The organism is Flavonifractor sp. An306, from assembly GCF_002159455.1.
In the GTDB taxonomy this organism is placed as follows: domain Bacteria; phylum Bacillota; class Clostridia; order Oscillospirales; family Oscillospiraceae; genus Flavonifractor.
This window is the reverse complement of sequence record NZ_NFIQ01000015.1, coordinates 38,749-61,388: the sequence shown is the minus strand read 5'-3', so window position 1 is coordinate 61,388 and position 22,640 is coordinate 38,749. Positions and strand designations below refer to the sequence as shown.

The 22,640-nt window shown below is 61.7% G+C and carries 23 protein-coding genes; 4 read left to right on the top strand and 19 right to left on the bottom strand.

Annotated features, from left to right (window positions below; genetic code table 11):
* Nucleotides 1–64: 64 nt before the first annotated feature.
* From accC to B5F88_RS05590, 6 genes are all read right to left on the bottom strand, one after another.
* Nucleotides 65–1,450: an acetyl-CoA carboxylase biotin carboxylase subunit gene (accC, locus tag B5F88_RS05615; RefSeq protein WP_087342701.1), complete on the bottom strand. Its 1,386-nt coding sequence runs from the start codon at nucleotides 1,448–1,450 to the stop codon at nucleotides 65–67.
* Nucleotides 1,451–1,454: 4 nt separating this feature from the next.
* Nucleotides 1,455–1,883, bottom strand: coding sequence for an acetyl-CoA carboxylase biotin carboxyl carrier protein (gene accB / locus B5F88_RS05610; protein WP_087342699.1), 429 nt, complete (start codon nucleotides 1,881–1,883; stop codon nucleotides 1,455–1,457).
* Between the two features lie 68 nt (nucleotides 1,884–1,951).
* Nucleotides 1,952–2,182, bottom strand: a complete 231-nt coding sequence (gene acpP, locus B5F88_RS05605) for an acyl carrier protein (RefSeq protein ID WP_087342696.1) — start codon at nucleotides 2,180–2,182, stop codon at nucleotides 1,952–1,954.
* Nucleotides 2,183–2,433: 251 nt separating this feature from the next.
* Nucleotides 2,434–2,727 (bottom strand): hypothetical protein, encoded by a 294-nt coding sequence (locus B5F88_RS05600; RefSeq protein ID WP_140402062.1) that lies wholly within the window; start codon nucleotides 2,725–2,727, stop codon nucleotides 2,434–2,436.
* 88 nt (nucleotides 2,728–2,815) lie between these two features.
* Nucleotides 2,816–3,028 (bottom strand): cold-shock protein, encoded by a 213-nt coding sequence (locus B5F88_RS05595; RefSeq protein WP_087342690.1) that lies wholly within the window; start codon nucleotides 3,026–3,028, stop codon nucleotides 2,816–2,818.
* 167 nt (nucleotides 3,029–3,195) lie between these two features.
* Nucleotides 3,196–3,633: a hypothetical protein gene (locus B5F88_RS05590; RefSeq protein ID WP_087342687.1), complete on the bottom strand. Its 438-nt coding sequence runs from the start codon at nucleotides 3,631–3,633 to the stop codon at nucleotides 3,196–3,198.
* A 174-nt stretch (nucleotides 3,634–3,807) separates the two neighbouring features.
* On the opposite strand from B5F88_RS05590, the gene B5F88_RS05585 reads away from it, so the two are divergent.
* Nucleotides 3,808–3,993 (top strand): hypothetical protein, encoded by a 186-nt coding sequence (locus B5F88_RS05585; protein ID WP_087342685.1) that lies wholly within the window; start codon nucleotides 3,808–3,810, stop codon nucleotides 3,991–3,993.
* Nucleotides 3,994–4,065: 72 nt separating this feature from the next.
* On the opposite strand, the gene B5F88_RS05580 is transcribed toward B5F88_RS05585, so the two are convergent.
* The 4 genes from B5F88_RS05580 to B5F88_RS05565 form a co-directional block, all read right to left on the bottom strand.
* A complete protein-coding gene (locus B5F88_RS05580) occupies nucleotides 4,066–4,365 on the bottom strand; it encodes a hypothetical protein (RefSeq protein ID WP_087342682.1) in 300 nt (99 codons plus the stop codon).
* Between the two features lie 27 nt (nucleotides 4,366–4,392).
* The gene (locus tag B5F88_RS05575; RefSeq protein WP_087342679.1) at nucleotides 4,393–5,739 is read right to left on the bottom strand and encodes an acyclic terpene utilization AtuA family protein; all 1,347 of its coding nucleotides are present in this window, start codon (nucleotides 5,737–5,739) and stop codon (nucleotides 4,393–4,395) included.
* Between the two features lie 43 nt (nucleotides 5,740–5,782).
* Nucleotides 5,783–7,147: a citrate:proton symporter gene (locus tag B5F88_RS05570; RefSeq protein ID WP_087342676.1), complete on the bottom strand. Its 1,365-nt coding sequence runs from the start codon at nucleotides 7,145–7,147 to the stop codon at nucleotides 5,783–5,785.
* A gap of 293 nt (nucleotides 7,148–7,440) precedes the next feature.
* Complete coding sequence (locus tag B5F88_RS05565) at nucleotides 7,441–8,796, bottom strand: sigma 54-interacting transcriptional regulator (protein ID WP_242959647.1); 1,356 nt, start codon at nucleotides 8,794–8,796, stop codon at nucleotides 7,441–7,443.
* A 262-nt stretch (nucleotides 8,797–9,058) separates the two neighbouring features.
* On the opposite strand from B5F88_RS05565, the gene B5F88_RS05560 reads away from it, so the two are divergent.
* The gene (locus B5F88_RS05560; RefSeq protein WP_087342673.1) at nucleotides 9,059–10,432 is read left to right on the top strand and encodes a radical SAM protein; all 1,374 of its coding nucleotides are present in this window, start codon (nucleotides 9,059–9,061) and stop codon (nucleotides 10,430–10,432) included.
* A gap of 95 nt (nucleotides 10,433–10,527) precedes the next feature.
* Here B5F88_RS05560 and B5F88_RS05555 read toward each other — a convergent pair whose 3' ends face one another.
* The 5 genes from B5F88_RS05555 to B5F88_RS05535 form a co-directional block, all read right to left on the bottom strand.
* Nucleotides 10,528–11,721: a coenzyme F420-0:L-glutamate ligase gene (locus B5F88_RS05555; protein WP_087342670.1), complete on the bottom strand. Its 1,194-nt coding sequence runs from the start codon at nucleotides 11,719–11,721 to the stop codon at nucleotides 10,528–10,530.
* Nucleotides 11,722–11,839: 118 nt separating this feature from the next.
* Complete coding sequence (locus B5F88_RS05550) at nucleotides 11,840–14,233, bottom strand: homocysteine S-methyltransferase family protein (RefSeq protein WP_087342667.1); 2,394 nt, start codon at nucleotides 14,231–14,233, stop codon at nucleotides 11,840–11,842.
* A 2-nt stretch (nucleotides 14,234–14,235) separates the two neighbouring features.
* Nucleotides 14,236–14,889: a vitamin B12 dependent-methionine synthase activation domain-containing protein gene (locus tag B5F88_RS05545; protein ID WP_087342664.1), complete on the bottom strand. Its 654-nt coding sequence runs from the start codon at nucleotides 14,887–14,889 to the stop codon at nucleotides 14,236–14,238.
* Nucleotides 14,886–15,746, bottom strand: coding sequence for a methylenetetrahydrofolate reductase [NAD(P)H] (gene metF / locus B5F88_RS05540; RefSeq protein ID WP_087342661.1), 861 nt, complete (start codon nucleotides 15,744–15,746; stop codon nucleotides 14,886–14,888). The genes B5F88_RS05545 and metF overlap by 4 nt, the downstream gene beginning before the upstream one ends.
* Nucleotides 15,733–17,127, bottom strand: a complete 1,395-nt coding sequence (locus B5F88_RS05535) for an MATE family efflux transporter (protein WP_087342658.1) — start codon at nucleotides 17,125–17,127, stop codon at nucleotides 15,733–15,735. Before B5F88_RS05535 ends, metF begins: the two co-directional genes overlap by 14 nt.
* 159 nt (nucleotides 17,128–17,286) lie before the next feature.
* Here B5F88_RS05535 and B5F88_RS05530 point away from each other — a divergent pair, with 159 nt between their 5' ends.
* Both B5F88_RS05530 and B5F88_RS05525 read left to right on the top strand, forming a co-directional pair.
* Nucleotides 17,287–17,610 (top strand): PadR family transcriptional regulator, encoded by a 324-nt coding sequence (locus B5F88_RS05530; RefSeq protein WP_087342655.1) that lies wholly within the window; start codon nucleotides 17,287–17,289, stop codon nucleotides 17,608–17,610.
* On the top strand, nucleotides 17,607–18,965 hold the full coding sequence (locus B5F88_RS05525; protein WP_087342652.1) for a DUF2812 domain-containing protein: 1,359 nt from the start codon (nucleotides 17,607–17,609) through the stop codon (nucleotides 18,963–18,965). The genes B5F88_RS05530 and B5F88_RS05525 overlap by 4 nt, the downstream gene beginning before the upstream one ends.
* 47 nt (nucleotides 18,966–19,012) lie before the next feature.
* Here the strand turns inward: B5F88_RS05525 and B5F88_RS05520 are convergent, their stop codons facing one another.
* The 4 genes from B5F88_RS05520 to B5F88_RS05505 form a co-directional block, all read right to left on the bottom strand.
* Nucleotides 19,013–19,864, bottom strand: coding sequence for a bifunctional 5,10-methylenetetrahydrofolate dehydrogenase/5,10-methenyltetrahydrofolate cyclohydrolase (locus tag B5F88_RS05520; RefSeq protein ID WP_087342649.1), 852 nt, complete (start codon nucleotides 19,862–19,864; stop codon nucleotides 19,013–19,015).
* A complete protein-coding gene (locus tag B5F88_RS05515; protein WP_087342646.1) occupies nucleotides 19,864–20,481 on the bottom strand; it encodes a cyclodeaminase/cyclohydrolase family protein in 618 nt (205 codons plus the stop codon). The genes B5F88_RS05520 and B5F88_RS05515 overlap by 1 nt, the downstream gene beginning before the upstream one ends.
* Nucleotides 20,482–20,498: 17 nt before the next feature.
* A complete protein-coding gene (locus tag B5F88_RS05510) occupies nucleotides 20,499–22,175 on the bottom strand; it encodes a formate--tetrahydrofolate ligase (protein ID WP_204246201.1) in 1,677 nt (558 codons plus the stop codon).
* Between the two features lie 163 nt (nucleotides 22,176–22,338).
* Nucleotides 22,339–22,635, bottom strand: coding sequence for a thioredoxin family protein (locus tag B5F88_RS05505; protein ID WP_087342643.1), 297 nt, complete (start codon nucleotides 22,633–22,635; stop codon nucleotides 22,339–22,341).
* Between the last annotated feature and the right edge of the window lie 5 nt (nucleotides 22,636–22,640).

The following is a 22,640-nucleotide window of genomic DNA, read 5'->3' as shown; positions in this document are numbered from 1 at the left end:
GGGGAGGCGCCCCGGAGGGCCTTCAGGGAGAGCAGCTTCTGCCGCCGCTGGGCAAAGACGTTGCTCATTTCTCCTCAGTCTCCTCTCCGCTCCGGCTCCAGGCCAGCAGGGTGTCCATATTGGCCTCCAGAAAGCCGGTGGTGTAGTTGCCCCGGACAAAGTCGGGGTGGTGCAGAATCTGGTGGAGCAGGTCCACGTTGTTGGGGGGACCCTGGATGATCAGCTCCTCCAGCGCCCGGCGCATCCGGCGGATGGCCTCCAGCCGGGTGGGGGCGTATACGATGAGCTTTGCCATCAGGGAGTCGTAGAAGGGGGGCAGGGTGTAGCCGGTGTACAGCCCGGTGTCCACCCGCACGCCGCAGCCGCCGGGCAGATGGACAAAGTCGATCTTTCCCGGACGGGGCTGGAAGTCGTGGGCCGGGTCCTCGGCGTTGATGCGGCACTCGATGGCGTGGCCCCGGAGGGTGATGTCCTCCTGGGTGTGGGCCAGAGGCAGGCCCGCGGCGATGCGGATCTGCTCCCGCACCAGGTCCACCCCGGTGACCAGCTCGGTGACCGGGTGCTCCACCTGGATGCGGGTATTCATCTCGATGAAGTAGAAGTTGCCCTCCTGATCCAGCACAAACTCGATGGTGCCGGCGTTCTCATAGTGGGCGGCCCTGGCGGCGGCCACGGCGGCCGCTCCCATGCGCGCCCGCAGCTCGGGGGTGAGAGCCTTGGAGGGGGACTCCTCCAGCAGCTTCTGGTTGCGCCGCTGGATGGAGCAGTCCCGGTCCCCCAGCTGGATCACGTGGCCCTCTTTGTCGGCCAGGATCTGAAACTCGATATGTCTGGGATTGAGGATCAGCTTTTCCAGATACATCTCCCCGCTGCCAAAGCAGGCCACCGACTCGCTGCGGGCCTCCTCGAACAGGGGGATAAGCTGGTCGGGCTCAAACACCCGGCGCATACCCCGGCCGCCGCCGCCGGCTGCGGCTTTGATGAGGACGGGATAGTCGATGGAGTCGGCCAGCTCCTTGGCCTGCTGGGCGGTGTCCACCGCGCCGTCGGAGCCGGGCACCACCGGCACGCCGGCGGCCACCATCAGCTTGCGGGCGGCGGCCTTGTTGCCCATGGCCCGGATCACGTCCCCGGAGGGGCCGATGAAGGCGATGCCCGCCTGGGCGCAGGCGTCGGCAAACTGGTCGTTCTCCGACAGAAAGCCGTAGCCCGGGTGGATGGCGTCGCAGCCGGTGGCCTGGGCCACGGTCAGGATGGCATCCATATTTAAGTAGCTGTCAGCCGACCGGGCGGGGCCGATGCAATAGGCCCGCTCCGCCAGCTGGACGTGGAGGGCCTCAGCGTCGGCCTGGGAGTAGACCACCACCGGCTCGATGTCCAGCTCCCGGCAGGCCCGGAATACCCGGACGGCGATCTCTCCCCGGTTGGCGATTAAAATGCGCTTGAACATGGACTCACCCTTCCCGGTAGCGGATGAGGGGGTCCCCGAAGGACACCAGGGCCCCATCCTCCTGCAGAATGGCCTCAATCACGCAGTCGCAGGGGGCCTGCACCTCGTTCATCATCTTCATGGCCTCCATCAGGCACACGGTCTGTCCCTTCTTCACCTTGTCGCCTACCTTGACAAAGGGCGCGGCGTCGGGGGCGGAGGCGGCATAGAAGGTGCCTACCAGAGGAGCGGTGATGCAGGGGCCCTCCGGCTGAGCGGGGGCGGCGGCCACAGAGGGAGCAGGGGCGGCGGGCGCCGGTCCGGCGGCCGGTGCGGCGGGAACGCCCACGCCCTTGCTCAGCTCCAGCGTCACGTCCTTGGTGGTCAGCTTAAAAGCGGTGATACCGCTCTGGTCGAAGCGGGACATCAATTCAAAGATCTCTTGGTTGGTCATAGCGGCTCCTTTCGGCACAAAGGCGCCGGATTTACCGGCGCCTCAGGCAGTTGTGCAGAAAGCTGCAATTACGCAGCGTGCTCCTCGATGTACTTCACCAGATCGCCCACGGTCTTCATATTGGGCAGATCCTCGTCGGCGATGGTCACGCCGAAAGCCTCCTCCAGAGCCATGGACAGCTCCACAGCGGCCAGGGAGTCAGCCTCCAGGTCCTCAGCCAGACGGGCCTCGGGAGTCACCTTGTCGGCGTCGCAGCTCAGAGTCTCCACAATGATGTCCTTGATCTTCTCGAAATCCATGCTAAATGCTCCTCACAAATCAATTCAAAAATTTTAGTTAAATCATTTTACTTAAAAATTTTTAAATAAAATAATTTAAGCATATTTTATCAGGCAGGCTCCATTTGTCAAGGGTTATTTTTGCCGAAAAAAGGGAAAAGGCGTGGGAGGCTTAGGGGCGCAAGGGGTTGAAACAGAAAAAAATCCCCCGCGGACCATGCCGCGGGGGAGGGAATGGGGGTAAGTAGCCGCCCGGATGGGCGGCGCGGAGTTTAGCCGCGGCAGCAGCCGCAGCCGCAGGAACCGCAGGAGTTGGAGTCATCGTCGTCCTCCTCCCAGAGAAAGGCGGGGACGGAGACATACACCGGCCAACGGGTGTTGGTGGTGTTGGAGCTGCCGCTGTTGATCATGCGGGACAGACTGTCAAAAGCGGGCAGGGTGACGGCCCCGCCGCTGTTACCGGTTCCGGAGCCGCAGCAGCAGCGGCAGCAGCGATTCTGACGATTACAACAGCACATGATGAAGTACCCCCATTCAAAGTAGCGGTGGGTCTTTGCCCTCCGCAAGACAGTATACGTCCCCGGCGAGCAAAAGGTGCGGCGCAAAAAAAAACGCCGGCCCCCATGGGGACCGGCGCAATGGAGTCAGGACAGTTCAGGCGGCCACAACGTTGACAGCGCGCAGCTTGTCGGGATTCTTGGGATCGGGCTCAACCTCATAGGTAACCTTCTGGCCCTCCTGAAGGGTCTTGAAGCCGTCGCACACGATGGCGGAGAAGTGGACGAACACGTCGTCGCCGCCCTCGTCGTTGGAAATGAAGCCGAAGCCCTTGGTCTCGTTGAACCACTTGACAGTACCGTGATACATGATGGTACCTCCTGAGAATAGATTTTGGAGCTAAATGACAAAGAAAAAACTCACATCATTGCGTATCGTCTGAAGAACCGACGATGACTACAAAAATGTGAGTTCAGGCCGTGCATTTAGACTACCCTAATACTATACCACTGAACCGGTCGCCCGTCAAGGGGAAATCACAGCTGCTCCTTTTCCGGGTTGTCCGCGATCAGCCGCCGGATGGCCTCCTCCGGGTAGGAGAGCAGGCGGCCGTAATCCCAGGCGATCTGGGTGCGGTTGCCGCCAAAATAGACCTTTTCCTGTACCAGGGAATTTTTCCAGGCCTTCAGGCGCAGATACTGGCCCAGAATATGGTCCGCCCGATAGAGCAGGATGTTGTGCTTTCCTGCGTTCATGGAGATGGGAAACAGATCGGTGAGCAGGGGCTCGTCCTCTATGTAGAACTGGGTTCCGTAGCGGTTGCAGCTTTCACGGGTGAAGGGGAGCAGGGCGTCCCGCTCCGCTACGCTGTCCAGAGGATGGCTGAGCGCCAGATTTTTTACCCCCGCGCACACCATTTCGTTGAAACAGTCGATCACGCCGCACTGATAGGAAAAAGATTCGATGTTCTGCATGGCTTTGGGCCTCCTGTCTTCTGAAATCTATTTTACCCTATTTGCGCCCATCCTGCAAGAGAGAAGGTTGGAGAAAGGCAGGAGGCTTTGTCGAAGAAATACCTTGTCCGCCTCTTGCAACGGTGGGGGAAAACTGGTACAATGGGAAAAATTTCAGGAAGGGTCGGTGTCCGCATGTCAGGTTATCTTTCGGTTGGGCTCCTGCTGGCGGTGCTGGGGGCGTTTTTTGTGCTCATGCCGTATGAGAAGCTGCACGAAGTGTTTCGGGGCATGCGCTCCCCGGTGACCACCAAGGTGGGCGGCGCGGTGCTGCTGGTCGGCGGAGTCGCCATGATTGTAAAAGGCATTATGCTGCTGTAACGGAAAAGGACGGCGGCCACCCACAGTTGGGTGGCCGCCGTCCTTTTTGGTTGAGAATGGGGAGAAAATCAGTCAGATCTCCATGTCCAGCAGATAGGAGGACAGGCCCTTGCCGTGCATATCCACGGACAGGGAGCGGGTGACGCCGCCGCCCAGAGCGGCATACATCACGAAGTTGAGGGCGTGGATGTTGGGCAGCTCATAGCGGACGACTTCGCCCTTGACCATACCCTTGAAGTGCTCCTTCACACGCTCGGCGGTGACCTTCTCTTTGAGCATCTCATAGTCCTTTGGATCGTAGGCGATGAGGGAGATGTTGGAGATATTGCCCTTATCGCCGGTGCGGGAGTGCGCGAGGTCCCAGAGTTTCATAGCAAATGCTTCCTTTCTGTCTCAGAATCAGACTTCAAAGATCTCGGCTTCGGGCTTGACGTCGTAGCGGCTCACCAGGATGGAGGCCACGGAGACGATGTCGCGGGTGCGCTTGACAGCGCCGCAGCCGCCGGCGGGGCCGTTGGTGTACAGGGCCTCCACCTCATTGCCGATGATATCGGCCTCCGCCTTGGTCTTGGCGCGGCCGGCCACGCGGACCCGCACCTCGCTGGGCTCCTGATTGTACTGGTAGTCGGGATTCCAGTACAGGCTGTTGCAGCCGATCAGGTCGAATTTCAGCTCGTCGAACACGCCGGGGGCCACCAGCTCCAGACGCTCTTTGATGATTTCCAGGGCCAGCTTGCCCCGGGCCACGCAGCCGGGACCGCCGTAGCTGATCTCGCCGTCGCCGATGAAGCAGTCCTTATAGCCGATGGAGCACTTGAAGGTCTCGGTCTTGGGTTTGCCGGTAATGCCCTCCACCTTTACCATGTCCTTGCCGATTTCGGTAAACTTGATCTGCTTGCAGTTGGCCACCACATCGGGGGTCAGGTAGTTCTCGGGGTCGTGGATCTCATAGCAGATCTGCTCGGAGCAGGTTTCCACCGTGACCATGCCGCCGGCCTCGGGCACCTTGGTGACAAAGAAGGAGCCGTCCTCAGACACCTCAATGATGGGGAAGCCCAGATGGCCCACGCCGGGCACGTCCTTTTTGCCGGGCTCGGCGAAGTAGCCGCCGGTGACCTGGCCGCCGCACTCCAGCAGATGGCCCATGATGGTGCCCTTGCCCAGCTTGTCCCAGTCATCCAGGGACCAGCCGAACTCGTGGATCATGGGGGCCATGAAGATGGCGGGATCGGCCACCCGGCCGGTGATCACTACGTCTGCGCCCATGTCCAGGGCCTTCAGGATACCCTCCACGCCCATGTAGGCGTTGGCGGAGACGATTTCACCGGGCAGCTTGGAAAGGGGTTCATGGGTCTCCCATACCTCGGTGTCCATGTACTTGTCGATGACGGGTAACAGGTCGTCGCCGGTGACGCAGGCGATCTTCATGCCCTTCAGGCCGTGCTTGCGGGCGATCTCCACACACTTTTGAGCGGCGGCCTGAGGATTGGCGGAGCCCATGTTGGTGATGAGCTTCACCTTGTGCTTCCAGCACAGGGGGAGGGCCTTCTCCATACGGTGCTCCAGCAGGCCGTTATAGCCCTTGGTGGGGTCCTTCAGCTTGGCCTGCTGGCCGATGGCGATGGTGCGCTCAGCCAGACACTCGTAGCTGATGTAGTCCAGATTACCCTTCTCGATGAGCTCCAGGGAGGGTTCCAGGCGGTCGCCGGCATAGCCTGCGCCGCTGCCGATGCGAATGCTTTTCATAGTATGACTTCCTTTCTGACAAGAAGGTGGATGGGGAACAGGCTCAGATGGTGATGCCGCCGGTCACTACGGCCACCACCAGCATAATAATGGAGATCAGCCACACCATAGGGATGGTTTTCTTCTGATGCTCGCCCAGGTCCACGCCGGACAGGCCCACCAGCAGGAAGGTGGAGGCGGTGAGGGGGGAGACCGGGAAGCCGGTGGTCATCTGGCCCAGGATAGCGGCCTGGCCCACGTTGACGCCGGCCACGCCGAAGCCCTCAGCGGTCTGCGCCAGCACGGGCAGCACGCCATAGTAAAAGGAGTCGGGGTCAAACAGCAGGGAGGCGGGCATGCCGATGATACCCACAATCACAGGGAAGAACTGACCCAGGGAGTTTGGGATCAGGGCGGAGAGGGCGTTGGCCATCTCGGTGATCATGCCGGTGCCCTTCATGATGCCGGTAAAGCAGCCGGCGGCGAAGAGCACGGAGCACATCATCAGGCACTCTTTGGCGTGGGCGTCCACCCGGGCCTTGGAAATTTTCACGCTGGGGTAGTTGATGACGGTGGCCAGCACATAGAACACCATGAAGACCACGGCGGGCGCAAAGCCGGAGAACAGCAGGGAGACGATAGCGGCAATGATGAGGATGATGTTGACGGGGAACAGGTGGGGCCGCAGCAGGGCCTTTTCCTCATCGGACAGCTCGGCCATGGTCACCTCGGCGCTGCTCAGAGCCACGGTGCCGATGCGGGACTTCTCCCGCTTGCCCAGGAAGGCGGCCAGCAGAACCACGCACACCAGGCCCACAATGACGGCGGGCAGGATGGGCATGAACAGCTCGCTGACCACGTCCACGCCCAGTGCGGTGGCGGCGCGCATGGTGGGGCCGCCCCAGGGCAGGATGTTCATGGTGCCGGCGGCCATAGCCACAATGGTGGCCAGGGTTGTGCGCTTCATGCCCACCGCGTCATACAGGGGCACCAGCGGGGGCACGCAGATCAGGAACGTGACAGCGCCGGAGCCGTCCAGATGAACGGCCATAGCCAGGATGGCGGTGCCGATGGCGATTTTCACCGGGTCGGTGCCCATGAACTTGACAATACCGCCGATGATGGGGCGGAAGGTGCCGGCATCGGTCAGAATGCCGAAAAACAGGATGGAGAAAATGAACATGACGCCGGTGGCGGCCACGGAGCCGATACCGTCAGAGCCGGTGATCATACCGCCCAGGCTCTTGAAGTTGGCCACAAAGTCTACCACGCCTTCGGTAGCCCCCTCGGGGACAACCTCAATAAAGGCGCAGGCGATGATGCCGGTGATGACAGGGACGGCGATCAGTGCCACCAGCGGCGAGGCCTTCTTGGTCATGATCAGGACAAGCATGACCAAGACCGTGATAAAACCGAGTGCTGCTAACATGGATGTACCTCCTCTTATCGTCCGGGACACAGCCCGGCTGGATATGCAATCCTCTCTCATGATTGCCACCCATGATAATAGCAAACAGTGTGCCAAATTTGACCCGGAGAATAGAAATCCCCGGAACGCCTTGTGGAAAAGAAATTCCGGGGAGAAGCGGAGCGGTCTGGAGACAAACGGAGTTCTAAATTATTAGAATCATAGCCGGGCTATCAAAAATTGGAGAGCCGCAAACCACTGGGGGAGAAGGGTTTCTAAAATATTAAAAGGAATTTCTAAATAATTAGAACTATTTATGAGACATCTGCGGCCAGTTTATTGTATAGACTGGCCAGAGAAATACCCAGCTGGGCGGCGGTTTTCTTTTTGCCCTCCAGGGAGGAGCCATTGCGTTCCAGCAGGGAGAGGATGGTCCGCTTCTCAAAGGCACGGGTGCGCTGGGCCAGCGTCTGGGTGGACTGGGCGGCGGCCATCCGGCGCAGGTCGTCGGGGAAGGAGCTGGAAGTGATTACCCCGGAGAGGGTCAGATAGGCGGAAAATTCCAGTACATTGCGCAGCTCCCGGATGTTGCCCGGCCAGCTGTGGGCCTGGAGGCAGTCCAGCGCATCCTCGGTCAGGGTAAAGGTACGGCGGAGCTTGTGGGAAAAATCCTGCAAAATGGCCTGGGCCAGGGCTGGGATATCCCCAGGTCGCTCCCGCAGAGGGGGGATGTGGATGGGAAAGGTGTTCAGCCGGTAATAGAGGTCTTTGCGGAATTTCCCGGTGGACACATAGTCGGGCAGGTTGGCGTTGCAGGCGGCGATTACCCGTACGTCTACGTCAACCTCCTTGACGCCGCCTACCGGACGGATCCGGTGCTCCTGGAGGGCACGCAGCAGCTTGGCCTGGAGTCCCAGATCCATCTCCGAGATTTCGTCCAGAAAGAGGGTTCCGCCGGCGGCAGCCTCAAACAGGCCGATTTTTCCGCCCCGTTTGGCCCCGGTGAAGGCCCCGTCCACATACCCAAAGAGCTCCGATTCCAGCATATTGGCGTGAAAGCTGGCGCAGTTGATGGCCACAAAGACCCCGTCCCGCCGGGAGCTGGCATTGTGAATGGCCTGGGCGTACAGCTCTTTGCCGGTACCGCTTTCACTTTCCAGCAGTACGGTGGCGTCCGTTTCCGCTATCTTTATAGCCAACTCCTTGACATGAACGGTAGCGGGGCTGACAGCAGTGATATCCTCAAAGGTATAGCGGGCGCCGTTGGCTCTGTTGATGCTGTGGAGAACCTGACGGCTGCGGGCCTCCATGGCCTCCAGCTCCTCCTTGGCCTGGTAGGCATCCTCCAGAAAGGTGACCACCGACAGCCCGCCGGCCAGGACGCCGTCCTCATAAATGGGATAGAGGTTTACAAAGTAGAAGTCTTTGATCTCCTGTCTGGTAAGGTGTAGAATCGGCTTGCCGGCCTCCAGCACGTCAGGCAGCCGGGCGCCCGGGCGAAGGTCCCGCAGTTTTTTCCCCTCGATGGGACCGATGTCCTGCCCCACTTCCTTATGCAGAAATTCAATGTAGGCCTGGTTGGCAAAAATAATTTCCCCGTGGGTATTGATGACGGTAATTCCCTCCCGCATGGCATCAAAGGCGGCGCGGGCGTCTGCGTTGAACTCCACGATAGGACCCCTCCTTTGGGTGCCATTGTAACGTGGCAGACTGGGAAAGGCAAGCAAAACAAGAATATAATTTTTAATATTATCATTTATTGTTGTTAAAATAACAAAAAGAGGTTAATATTATAAGTTGAAATTTAAGCAAACTGCCGTTTTTGTATAGAGTTTGGACAGGAAAGGGGTTTTGTCTATTTCCCTTTCAAAAAAAGGGCGGTATCATAATGACAATCATTTCTGGTCAAATACTGTGAAAGGGGAAAGAAAAATGAAGATTCCTGACAGTTTGAAACGCTATGGCCTGGCCAAGGTGTTTGATTATCTGGATAAAGATCCCATGAACAACATGAGCAAGGTAATGGACCTGGTCAACAAGTTCGCCGGGGATACCCTGGACCGTCAGCGCGCCGCGTTTGATCAGGTCATCAACGATAAGGATTCCTGCTGGCATCAGCTGATTGAGAAGGTGTGGACCCAGACCGATCCCAATGTGCTCAAGACGGTGTTCAACAACTTCTTTGTCAACGCCAATCTGGTGGGCTGGCCCAAGCAGGAGGAGTGCCGCAAAAAGTACGGCTGCAATATCCCCTGGGCCATTCTGCTGGATCCCACCTCCGCCTGTAACCTGCATTGTACCGGCTGCTGGGCGGCGGAGTACGGCAACAAGCTGAATCTGAGCTTTGATGAGATTGACTCCATCATCACCCAGGGCAAGGAACTGGGCATCTATATGTACATTTATACCGGCGGCGAGCCCCTGGTGCGCAAGAAGGACCTGATCGCTCTGTGCGAGAAGCACAACGACGTGGCCTTCCTGTCTTTCACCAACGCCACCCTGATTGACGAGGCGTTCTGTCAGGATCTGCTGCGGGTGGGCAACTTCATCCCTGCCATCAGTCTGGAGGGCTTTGAGGAGGCCAACGACTCCCGCCGGGGCGAGGGCATTTACAAGAAGGTCACCGACGCCATGGCCCTGCTGAAGAGCCACAAGCTGCCCTTCGGCATCTCCACCTGCTACACCAGCGTGAACTACAAGGATATCACCAGCGAGGAGTTCTACGACAAGATCATGGATCTGGGCGCCTACTTCATCTGGTTCTTCCACTATATGCCCGTGGGCAACGACGCCGCGCCCGAGCTGATGCCCACCCCCGAGCAGCGGGAGGAGATCTATCACCGTATCCGGGCCATGCGCCAGACCAAGGGCATCTTCGCCATGGACTTCCAGAACGACGCCGAGTATGTGGGCGGCTGCATTGCCGGCGGCCGGCGCTATCTGCACATCAACGCCAACGGCGATGTGGACCCCTGCGTGTTCATCCACTACTCCGACTCCAATATCCGGGAAAAGACCCTGCTGGAGTGCCTGCAGTCCCCCATGTTCATGGCCTACCACAACAACCAGCCCTTCAATGAGAACATGCTGCGGCCCTGCCCCATGCTGGAGAATCCGGAGTTTATTGAGAAGATGGTCAAGGAGACCGGCGCCCACTCCACCGATCCCCAGTCTCCCGAAAGCGTGGAGCATCTGACCGCCAAGACCCACCCCTACGCCGACAACTGGACGCCCACTGCCGAGAAGCTGTGGAACGAGTCCCACCCCGGCTGCGCGGGCTGCACCGCCTGCGCCGGCAAGCAGTAAGCGCATCAAAAAACGGGACCGCGGATTGCGGTCCCGTTTTTTCTTATGGACAGAGACAACCCGCCCGCCGTCAGTGACGGCAGGCGGGCTGTTTTTTATTCGGTGGTATAGTTGTCAAAATAGCCCTGGATGTACACGATGGGCGTGCCCTTGTCGCCGGAGCCGGAGGTCAGGTCGCACAGGGACCCGATCAGATCGGTGAGGCGGCGGGGAGTGGTGCCCTGAGCGGCCATCTTGCCCACCAGGGAGCCGTCCTTCTTCTTAATCTCGTTCTTGATGGCGTCCCGCAGGGCCTCGCCGGACAGGGCGGCAAAGTCGTTGTCCGCCAGATACTTCAGCTTCAGCTCGTTGGGGGTGCCCTCCAGACCGGCGGTGTAGGCAGGGGAGACCACCGGGTCAGCCAGCTCCCAGATCTTTCCTACCGGGTCCTTGAAGGCGCCGTCGCCGTACACCATGACCTCCACGTGCTTGCCGGTCTCGGCCAGCAGCTTGGCCTGGATAGCCTCCACCAGATCCTGGCAGGGACGGGGGAACAGCTTCACCTTGTCCTCGGTGGACTTGTTGGAGCCCAGCAGGCCGTAGGTCTCATTGTAGCCGCTGCCGTTGATAGGGGCGGTCATGATCTCGTCCAGGCAGAATACCTTCTCAGCGCCGGCGGCCAGCAGGCGGCGCTTGGTGCGGGCGCGGGTGTGGATGTCGCAGGCCAGCACGTTCTTGGTGTAGGACAGGATGGCCTGGGGATCGTTGGCAAAGATGACCTCCACCTCGGCGCCGCACTCACGGATCAGGTTGGAGTAGTAGTCCACATAGTCCACGCCGGTAAAGGGGTGGGTGGTGTAGCCGAACAGCTCCCGGTAACGCTCCAGGGAGAGCACGTCCTTGTAGGGATCGACGCCTTTCTCGTCCATCACATCCTCGTCGATGAGATGGTTGCCCACCTCGTCGGAGGGGTAGGACAGCATGAGGACGATTTTCTTAGCGCCCTTGGCAATGCCCCGCAGGCAGATGGCAAAGCGGTTGCGGCTGAGAATGGGGAAGATGACGCCAATGGTCTCGCCCCCCAGCTTGGCTTTCACGTCGGCGGCAATGTCGTCCACGGCGGCGTAGTTGCCCTGGGCCCGGGCCACAATGGCCTCGGTCATGGCCACCACGTCCCGGTCACGGACGGTGAGCGCGCCGTCTTTTGCGGCTTCCATTACAGATTGGGTCACAATTTCCACCAAATTGTCGCCGCTGCGGATAATGGGAGCCCGGATTCCCATGGATACGGTACCGACCATCCGGCTCATAATACAACACTCCTATATATGTTTGGATTACATGCAACATTTTGTCGCAACGAAACTATTATACAATAAAAATGACGCTTTGTAAAATAAAGATTGCAAAAAACAAAAAATTCAGAACTTACCCCTGGGGATAGACCTGCTGGGCGAAGTGGACGGTGGCCATGGCGTCCTTGGCATAGCAGTCCGCGCCGATGCGCTTGGCGTACTCCGCCGTCAGTACCGCGCCGCCCACCGCCACCTGAACCTGGGGGGCCTGCTGCCGGAGCAGGCGGATGGTCTCCTCCATGTTTACCACCGTGGTGGTCATCAGGGCGCTGAGGCCTACCAGACGCACCTCCGGCTGGGCGGCGGCGTTGGCGATGGTCTCGGGGGACACGTCCCGGCCCAGGTCGTCCACCTGGAAGCCGTAGTTTTCCAGCAGCACCTTGACGATGTTCTTGCCGATGTCGTGGATGTCTCCCTTCACCGTGGCTAACACCACGGTGCCCCGCTTCTCCTGGGGCTGGCCGGCCATGGCGGCTTTCACCACCTCAAAGGCCGCCTTGGCGGCCTCGGCGCTCATCAGCAGCTGGGGCAGGTAGAGGGTGCCCTTCTCAAAGCCCTGACCCACCTGGTCCAGGGCGGGGATCAGCAGCTTGTCCACCAGCTCCAGGGGAGCGGCGCCTCCCTCAAGGGCGGCCTTGGCAGCCTCCGCCGCGCCCTCCTTCAGGCCCCGGAGCACGCACTCGTCCAGGGGAGCGGCAGGCCCGGCGGCCGAAGTCGGGGCGGGAGCGGCGGCCTGTCCGCCGTAGGCGGCGATGTACTGGGCACACTGCTCGTCCAGGCTGGTGAGTGCGCAGTAAGAGCGGTAGGCCGCCATCATTCCGGCGGACAGGGGGTTGAGGATGGCGCAGCTCAGCCCCTTCTGGAGGGCCATGGTGAAGAAGGCGGTGTTGACCAGCTCCCGCTGGGGCAGGCCGAAGGACACGTTGGATACGCCCAAAATGGTGGGGCAGCCCACCTCCGGCCCGATCCGGCCCAGGGCCTCCAGGGTGACCAGGGCGGCGTCGGGCTGAGAGGACACGGTGAGGGTGAGGGGGTCAATGACAATGTCGTGGGCGGGGATGCCGTATTTGGCAGCGGTGTCCCGGATCTTCTTGGCGATGGCCACCCGGCCGTCGGCGGTATCCGGGATGCCCCCCTCGTCCAGGGTCAGGCCCACCACCACGCCGCCGTACTTCCGCACCAGGGAGAACACGGCCTCCATGCTCTCCGCCTTGCCGCTTACCGAGTTGAGCATGGGCTTGCCGTTGTAGCGGCGCATAGCCCGCTCCATGGCCGCGGGGTCGGAGGTATCCAACTGGAGGGGCAGGGGGATCACCGCCTGGATGGCGCACACCGCCTCGGTGAGCAGGGTGGGCTCGTCGATCTCCGGCAGGCCCACGTTCACGTCCAGGATGTGGGCTCCCGCCTCCTCCTGGGCAAAGCCCTCGTTGAGCAGATACTCAATGTCGTGCTCCCGCAGAGCCTGCTTGAACCGCTTCTTGCCGGTGGGGTTGATCCGCTCCCCGATGAGCACCGGGGCTTTGCCGATCTCCACCGCCCGGGAGTAGGAGGATACCACCGTGCGCCCCTTGTCCGTGGGGGGCACGAAGGGCAGATTCCGGCAGCGGGCGGTGAGGGCGCGGATGTGGTCGGGGGTGGTGCCGCAGCAGCCCCCCATCAGGTGGACGCCGTAGGCGGACAGGGTCTCCATCACGGAGGCAAACTCCTCCGGCCCCACATCAAATACCGTCTTGCCCCCCTCGGTGCGGGGCAGTCCGGCGTTGGGGTTGACCACGATGGGCAGGGAGGCGCAGGCGGCCAGCTCCTTCACAATGGGCTCCATCTGGGCGGGGCCCATGCCGCAGTTGACGCCCAGGGCGTCCACCCCCAAGCCCTCCAGCAGAGCCACGGTGGAGGCCACCGTGCCGCCGGTGAGCAGCTTGCCGTTTTCCCCGTACACAGTGGTGACGATCACCGGCAAGTCGCAGTTCTCCTTGGCGGCCAGTACGGCGGCTTTGGCCTCGTAGCCATCGCTCATGGTCTCGATGAGCACCAGGTCGGCCCCGGCGGCCGCGCCGATGCGCACCACCTGGGCGTAGAGGGATACCGCGTCCTCAAAGTCCAGCTCCCCCATGGGCTTGAGCAGCTTGCCCGTGGGGCCCAGGTCCAGGGCGATGTAGGCGTCCTTCTCCCGACCGGCCTCGGCCCGGGCGGACCGGGCGATGTCCACGGCGGCCTTCACAAGGGCCTCCAGGTCAAACTGGCCCCCCGCCGGGAATTTCAGGCCATTGGCTCCGAAGGCGTTGGTGCAGATGATGTCGCTGCCCGCCTCCAGATAGGCCCGGTGGAGGGCGGCGATCCGCTCCGGGTGGAGCAGGTTCCAGGTTTCGGGCAGCTCGCCTCCCTTCAGGCCCTGGGCCTGAAGCAGGGTGCCGGTGCCTCCGTCGAAAAACAGGCGTTCCCGCCCTAATCTCTGTTTCAAATTCATGGTCAATCTCTCCTGAACGCGCAATCTAGTTTACCGCAGGCCTCGCACCCCAGCCGGTGGCAGGGGAGAGCCTCACGGGAGCGGCCGATCACCGCCGTGACGGACTTGATGGGGAGGAGCAGCATGGAGTCGGTCACCGTCAGGCCGATGCGCTCCGGGGTGCGGAGCAGCCGGGCAATTTCCGGCTGGCAGGTGATGGGGAAGTCCCCGTAGCCCGGGCTGAACCGGGGCCGCAGATACCAGCCTTCCGCCTCGCTCTCCTGCCGGAGAGCGTCGTTGGCCCGGTCGCATACCTCCTCAATGAGGGCGGCCCCCGCCGCCTGATAGACGGCCCCTTCACTGACCCGTCCGGCGCCCGCCCGGGCAATGAGCCGGTCCACCTCCAGCCCCAGGGTGGCGGCAAAGAGGATGACCTCCTGGCAGCCCAGCAGGTTCCGGTGGAGGGCGGCGCTCTTTACCTGGATGGGGCCCAGTTCCATGACATTCCCCTCCAGAAAAGTCAGGGGGAGGAGGGTACTCACCGTCCTGGGCTCCGCCGCCTGCTCCACCCGGGCGGTGCAGGTGCGGATCAGGGCCTCCACCTCCGGCTCCGGTTGGGCTCCCTTCTTGTAGCCCAGGTAGCGGCATACCTCCTCGTAGGGAGCGGTTACCTTCATTTCAGAATCTCCGACAGGCTGGCCTGGATGCCGGCGGCGATCTCAGGCTTGTTCATGGAGTAGATATGGATATGGTTCACCCCGTTGGCGATGAGGTCGATGATCTGGTCGGTGGCGTAGGCCACCCCCGCCTGGCGCATAGCGGGGGGATTGTCTCCGAACCTGTCCACGATGGCCTTGAACCGCTCAGGGAGATAGGTGCCGGAGAGCTTGCAGATGCGGGCGATCTGCTTGCCGTTGGTCACCGGCATGATCCCCGCCACCACCGGCACGGTGATGCCCTTTTCCCGGATGCGGTAGAGAAAGTTGTAGAGAATGTTGTTATCAAAGAACATCTGAGTGGTGAGAAACTGGCACCCCGCCTCCACCTTGGCCTTCAGATGGTCGATATCGGCGTTTTTGGTGGGGGACTCCGGGTGCCCCTCGGGGTAGCAGGCCCCGCCGATGCAGAAGTCCCCATGGGTCTTGATGTCCCGCACCAGTTCGGCGGCATAGTGGTAGTCGTTGGCGGGTACGCCTCCTTCGGGGATGTCCCCCCGGAGGGCCAGCACGTTCTGGATCCCCCTGGCCTTCAGCTGGTCCAGCACCTGGGCCACATGTGCCCGGGTAGAGGAGGCGCAGGTCAGATGGGCCAGCACGTCCACGCCATACTGATCCTGGATGCCGGCGGCGATGCCCACGGTATAGTCGCTGGTGCCGCCGCCAGCGCCGTAAGTGACGCTCATGAAATCGGGCCGCAGGGCGGCGATCTCCTGGGTGGCTTTGGCCACAGACTCATAGGTGCCGCTGGTCTTGGGGGGAAACACCTCAAAAGAGAGGGTAACCTTGTCCTGTTTGAGCTTGTCAATGATCTTCATGGGAAACACTCCTTGTATCGTGGGTAACAGCCTCCGCTTTGGGGGGCATGGGTGGGAAACGCAGTCTGGTCAGGCAGAGGACAACCAGCGCCGAGCTGATGGCCCAGGTCAGAGGATAGGCCCAGTAGACCACCTGAATGGAGGGGATGGCCCGGACGGTGAGGGTGATGTAGGTGATACGCAGGGCGCACCACACTGACAGCATGATGGTCATGGGGACAATGGGACGTCCCATGCCTCGCATGATGCCGGCGCAGCAGTGGGAGAAGGCCAGCAGAAAGTAAAACAGGGAGACGGTGTGGGCGTAATTGACCCCGAAGGCAATTACCTCCGGGTGGTCGTTGAAGGCGGACACCAGAATGGGGGAGAACACGTAAATGCACACCCCGATACACTCCGCCAGAATGGGGCTGCACAGCAGCCCGAATTTGATTCCTGCCCGTACCCGATCGTACCGCTGGGCGCCGATATTCTGGCTGACGAAGGTGGACAGGGCCAGGGCGAAGCAGGTAATGGGAAGGAAGGCGAAGCCCTCAATTTTGCTGTAGGCGCCGCAGCCCGCCATAGCGGAGGAGCCGAAGGCGTTGATGTTGGCCTGGACAATGACGTTGGCCAGGGAGACCACCGAGTTCTGCACCCCGGAGGGGATGCCCAGTGTGACCACCTGCCGGAGCATGACCCGCTCAAACCGCACCCGATGCCAGCGGATGCGGTAGCTCCGGTCGGTACGGGTCAGCCGTCCCAGCGCCAGGCTGGCGCAGAGGATCTGGCTGAGGATGGTAGCCAGGGCGGCGCTGCCCACCCCCAGGCGGAATACCGCCACGAACAGCAGGTCCAGCACTACGTTGGTGAGGGAGGCCAGAATCAGGTACTTCATGGGACTGCGGCTGTCTCCCACCGACTGAAGGATGCTGGCGGCCATGTTGTAGAGCACCACCGCGCTGGAGCCCAGAAAGTAAATGCGGAAATAGAGGATGGAGTTGGCAATCACGTCAGATGGGGTGCCGATCCAGCGCAGAATCTGGGGGGTGAGGATGACGCCCACCATAGTCAGTACCGCCCCGGCGGTGATGCCCAGAGCCACCGTGGTGTGGACTGCCCGCTCCACGTGCTCGTCGTCCTGGGCCCCGTAAAACCGGGCGATCAGTACCCCGGCCCCCATGGACAGGCCGTTGATAAAGCCCACCATCAGCAAAATCAGGCTGCCGGAGGAGCTGACGGCGGCCAGAGCCTGTTCCCCGATGAATTTTCCCACAATCAGGGAGTCCACCGCGTTATAGAGCTGCTGAAACAGATTGCTGAGAAAGATGGGCAGGGCGAAGGCCAGCATTTTTTTGGGTACGCTGCCTACCGTCAGCAAGTTTTGATCCGCGTCCGCCATGACTTCCACCGGCTCCTTGTCATTTTTTAGTGCGTACCCTTTATCATACCATTGCTGGGGAATTCACGCAAGAGTCAATGAACTGCTTGACAATGTCGATATTCGAGAATATAATACAGATAGGGAATGTCGATATTCGAGAATAGGGAGGTGGGCCAAATGCCCCGGCCAAAATTCCAGACCCTGACCGAGCAGATGTACTACATTCTCCTGTGCCTCAGCAAAGAGTGCTGCGGCATGGACATCATGGAGCGCATCCCGGCCATGACAGGGGGGCGGGTGCGGGTGGGCTCCGGCACCCTGTACAATTTGCTGGAGCAGTTTGCGGAGGCGGGGATGATCCGGGAGACCAAGGCGGAGGGCCGCCGGCGGAGCTATGTGCTTACCGATAAAGGGAAGGAGACCCTGTCGGGGGAGTACCGCCGTATCTGCGCCCAGGCCTGGGACTACCGGACCGTATTCGGAGAGGAGGAGCAGCGATGAAGGACCGCAAGTGGGATTTTATTCCGTTTTCCTACTATGACCGTACCGGGATGGAGCGCCATCTGGAACAGCGGGCGGCTCAGGGCTGGCTGCTGGAGCGGATCAGCAATTTAGGCTGGTACTACCGGCGCATCCAGCCCGGAAAGATCCACTTCACCGTCACCCATTATCTGCGGGCCTCCCAGTTCGACCCGGAGCCCACTGAGGAGCAGCGGGAGTTCCATGACTTCTGCCTTCAGTCCGGCTGGAAGCTAACGGCTGCCTCCGGGCAGATGCAGGTCTTTTACAATGAGGAGGACGACCCGGTGCCCATCGACACCGAGCCCGCCCTGGAGCTGGAGCGGATCGGGAAAATGATGAAGCGGATTCTGCCCTTCCAGTTTATCCTGCTGGTTATTGGCTTCTGTATGGGGGGCTCCTGGCTCTGGTCCCTGACCCACCGCCCCATTGATCTGCTGTCCAGCGCTTACAACCTGGCTACCGGGGCCATCTGGCTGATGCTCTTTTTGTGGTGCGCCGCCGACTTGTTTCGCTACTTCACCTGGCGGCATAGAGCGAAAAAGGCCGCTTTGCTGGGGGAGTTTGTCCCCACAAAGGGGTGTCAAAAACTGCTGATGGCTATGCTGGCGGTGACGGTGCTTTCCTTTGCCTATCTTCTGCTCGCCGACCGAAAGCCCGGTTTCCGGCTGGTAATGCTCCTCATGCTGGCAGGCTACGCCCTGCTGTTCCTGGTGGTCAACGGGGTGAAGAACTTCCTCAAGCGGCGGAAAGCCTCCCGAACCCTCAACCGGGGGATCACCCTGGCGGTGGATGTGGTGCTGGCCTTCGCTTTGATGGTGGGCATTGCCGCGGGACTGTTCTGGGGACTCAGCGCCGGCGTGATCTCCAGCATGAAGGAAATCCTTGATCCGCCCCTGTCGGTGGAGGTGCTGACCGGCGTGGAGGACAGCCGATATATTACCCGGTGTCAGGCGGACTCCACCTTTTTCATCACCCAGAGGAATTTCTACCAGCACATTCCTTTTGAGGAGCGCCAGGCGGGGGAGAATGTGGCGTTCCTGGACTACACCATTGTGGACGTCCACATGTCCTTCCTGTACGGCTGGTGTGAGGAGGAGCTGCTTCATGACCGGGATGACTGGCGGGGGGACGATCCGGATACGCCCTACTACCAGTATGTGGAGATTGACCCCACTCCCTGGGGGGCGGAGCGGGCGTATCAGCTGTGGGTGGGAGGGGAGATGCCCTCCAGCACCTATCTGATCTGCTGGCCGGGGCGGCTGGTGGAGCTGGAGCCAGATTTTGAGCTGACCCAGGAGCAGATGGCCCTGGCGGCGGAAAAGCTGGCTCCGTAACAGCAAGAAAGAGCGGACGGCATGGGGCCGTCCGCTCTTTTCTGTCGTTATCCAATGGCTTTTTCCGCCGCTTCAATGACGTGGCGGGCCAGCACCGAGGTGGTCACCGCACCTACCCCGCCGGGAACGGGAGTGATGGCCTCCACAGTGTTTTCCGCCGCGGCGAAGTCCACATCTCCCACCAGATTGCCATTCTCGTCCACGTTGATGCCCACGTCCAGCACCACCTGGCCGGGGGCCAGACACTGGGCGGACACCGCTCCAGCCTTGCCTGCCGCCGCCACCAGCACGTCAGCCCGACGGCACTCGGCGGGCAGGTCGGCGGTGCGGGTGTGGCAGATGGTGACGGTGGCATGACGGCCCAGCAGCAGCATGGACACCGGTTTGCCAATGACCAGACTGCGGCCTACCACCACCACCCGCTTGCCCTTCAGCTCGTAGCCGTAGTGGTCCAGGATCTCCAGGCAGGCCTGGGCGGTGCAGGGCGGGTATCCCGCGCCGCTGCCGGAAAATACCGCCGCCAGGGACCCGGCAGTGATGCCGTCCACGTCCTTGGCGGGGGAGAGGGCGGCGCAGATTGCGGCCTCATCCATGTGCTTGGGCAGGGGGCGAAACAGGAGACAGCCGTGGATGGAGTCGTCCCGGTTGATCTCCTCGATGACCTCCATCAGGTCGGTCTGACTGGAGGCGGCGGTGAGTAAATACTGCCGCACGGCAATGCCCGCCTTTTCACACCGCTTCAAGGCGCCCCGCTCGTAGGACAGGTCCTCCGGACGCTCTCCCACCCGGACGATGGCCAGGGTGGGGGTTATCCCTTTGGCAACCAGAGCTTGGGCCCGCTGGCTCAGCTCCTCCGTCAGGGCGGCGGCCACGGGAGCCCCCTTCCACAGCTGGGCCATTATGCCAACCTCCCCAGGACCACATTGTATACCTGCCGGGCAATGGTTCCGTACTGCTCCACCAGGGCGTCCGTTTCCTCGTCCATGGCCTTGGCAAAAGTCCGGTCGGTCATGCTTTTGGTGTTCACCCGCACGTTGAGGGCGGCGCCATACAGGGCACTCTGGCAGAAGATCACGCCGGTGCCCACGTCGGACAGCATCATGACGCTGCCCTTGTCCAGCATCTCCCGGTGGAGGTCGATGGCCTGACAGCTCAGCCGCAGGATCTCCATGGGGGTGGCGGCGGCGTCCCGGAGGCACTGTTCCATCACTGCCTCCCGGTTGGGGTCGTCCTTGGGAATGGCGTAGGCCTTGGACAGGGGCTCAAAGGCCTCGGCGTCGGCGTCCACCAGGGCCAGCAGCCGGGCGCGGATGTCCTCGGCTTTGGCCATGAGGGCCTTTACGTCCTCCTCCACCTCGGCGTACTTTTTCTTACCTACGGTGTAGTTGCCCACCATGGTACACAGGGCCGCCCCCAGGGCGCCCACCAGGGCGGAGGCGCCGCCGCCGCCGGGGACAGGGGCCTTGGAGGCCAGGGCGTCCAGAAAGTTTTGACAGGTCTGCTCAGCAGTATGCATAAAACGTTCTCCTTTCCTTAAAACAGCCCGGAAATTTTTCCGGTTTCGTCTACGTCCACCTTCTCGGCGGCGGGCACCTTGGGCAGACCGGGCATGGTCATAATGTCGCCGGTAAGGGCCACCAGGAATCCGGCGCCGGCAGATACTTTCAGGTTGCGCACCGTGACGGTGAAGCCGTCGGGGGCACCCAGCAGGGTCTGGTCGTCGGAGAAGGAGTACTGGGTCTTGGCCATGCAGATGGGCAGGCCGCCGAAGCCCAGGGCGGTGAGCTCCGCCGCCTGCTTTTTGGCGGCGGGGGTGAGGACCACCCCGTCCCCGTGATACACCTTCTTTACGATCTCCTCCAGCTTGGCCTCGATGGGCTGGTCCAGGTCATAGGCGAAGCGGAACTGGTTGGGGGCGTCGCACAGGCGGATCACCTCTTCCGCCAGGGCCATGCCGCCCTCGCCGCCCTTGGCCCACACCTCGCTGAGGGCCACGTTGCCCCCCAGCGCTCTGCACTTGTCCTCCACCAGCTTGAGCTCGGCCTCAGTGTCGGTGGGGAAGCGGTTGATGGCCACCACGCAGGGCAGGCCGTAGACATTGGTGATGTTCTCCACGTGGCGGAGCAGGTTGGGCAGGCCTTTTTCCAGGGCGGTGAGGTTTTCCTTGCCCAGGTCGGCCTTGGGACAGCCGCCGTGGTGCTTCAGGGCCCGGACGGTGGCCACCAGCACCACCGCCGCCGGATGGAGGTCGGCCAGACGGCACTTGATGTCCAAGAACTTCTCCGCCCCCAGGTCGGCGCCGAAGCCCGCCTCGGTGATCACGTAGTCCCCCATCTTGAGGGCCACCCGGGTGGCCATGACCGAGTTGCAGCCGTGGGCGATGTTGGCGAAGGGTCCGCCGTGGATGAAGGCGGGGGTGCCCTCCAGGGTCTGGACCAGGTTGGGCTTGATGGCGTCCTTCAGCAGGGCGGCCATGGCTCCCTCGGCCTTCAGGTCGTGGGCGGTGATGGGGGCCCCCGAGCGGGAGTAGCCCACCACCATCCGGCCCAACCGGGCCTTCAGGTCGGACAGGCCGGTGGCCAGGCAGAGCACCGCCATGATCTCGCTGGCCACGGTGATGTCGAAGCCGTCCTCCCGGGGCACGCCCTGCATCCGGCCCCCCAGGCCGCACACGATGTTGCGCAGCTGCCGGTCGTTCATGTCCACACACCGCTTCCAGGTGATGTGCTTGACGTCGATGTCCAGCTCGTTGCCCTGCTGGATGTGGTTGTCCAGCATGGCGGCCAGCAGGTTGTTGGCGGCCCCGATGGCGTGGAAGTCGCCGGTGAAGTGGAGGTTGATGTCCTCCATGGGCACCACCTGGGCGTAGCCGCCGCCGGCGGCGCCCCCCTTGACGCCGAACACGGGGCCCAGGGAGGGCTCCCGCAGGGCCACCACCGTGTTTTTTCCCAGCCGCCGCATGCCGTCGGCCAGACCCACCGTTGTGGTGGTCTTACCCTCCCCGGCGGGGGTGGGGTTGATGGCGGTGACCAGGATCAGCTTTCCGTCGGGCTTCTCCGCCCGGTCGGAGAGCAGCTTCAGGTCAATCTTGGCCTTGTATTTGCCATAGTATTCCAGATAATCCTCGTCCACCCCGGCCACCGCCGCGATGTCCCGGATATGTTTCATCTCACAGGCCTGGGCAATTTCAATATCGGACTTGATTTCCATTTCACATTCCTCCCCGCAGAATGAAAAGACAGGGGAGATGCCGGCTTGTACCGTCATCTCCCCTCCATTTCTCACAGTTTCCCTTGTGACCGGGGCAGACTGCGCCCCGATGTTTCTGCTGTTATGGTATCATCCTTTCCCCGCCTTGTCAACCGGCGGCGGCTTACCCTCTGGCCTGGAGCAGCAGGGCTTTGGCCTCCTCCTGGGTGAGCAGCCGTCCGGCGGAGACCACCTTGCCGTCCACCACCAGGGCGGGGGTGGACATGACCCCATAGGCGGCAATCTGACCGAAGTCGGTCACATGGCCCACCGGCTCGGTCCAGCCCAGCTCAGCGATGGCCCGGCGGACGGATTCCTCCAGGGCGTTGCACTTGGCGCAGCCGGAGCCCAGCACCTTGATGCTGGCGTTGGCCTCCTCCGGCCCGGCGGCGGCAGCTTTCTTTTTTCCAAACAGACCCATTGATG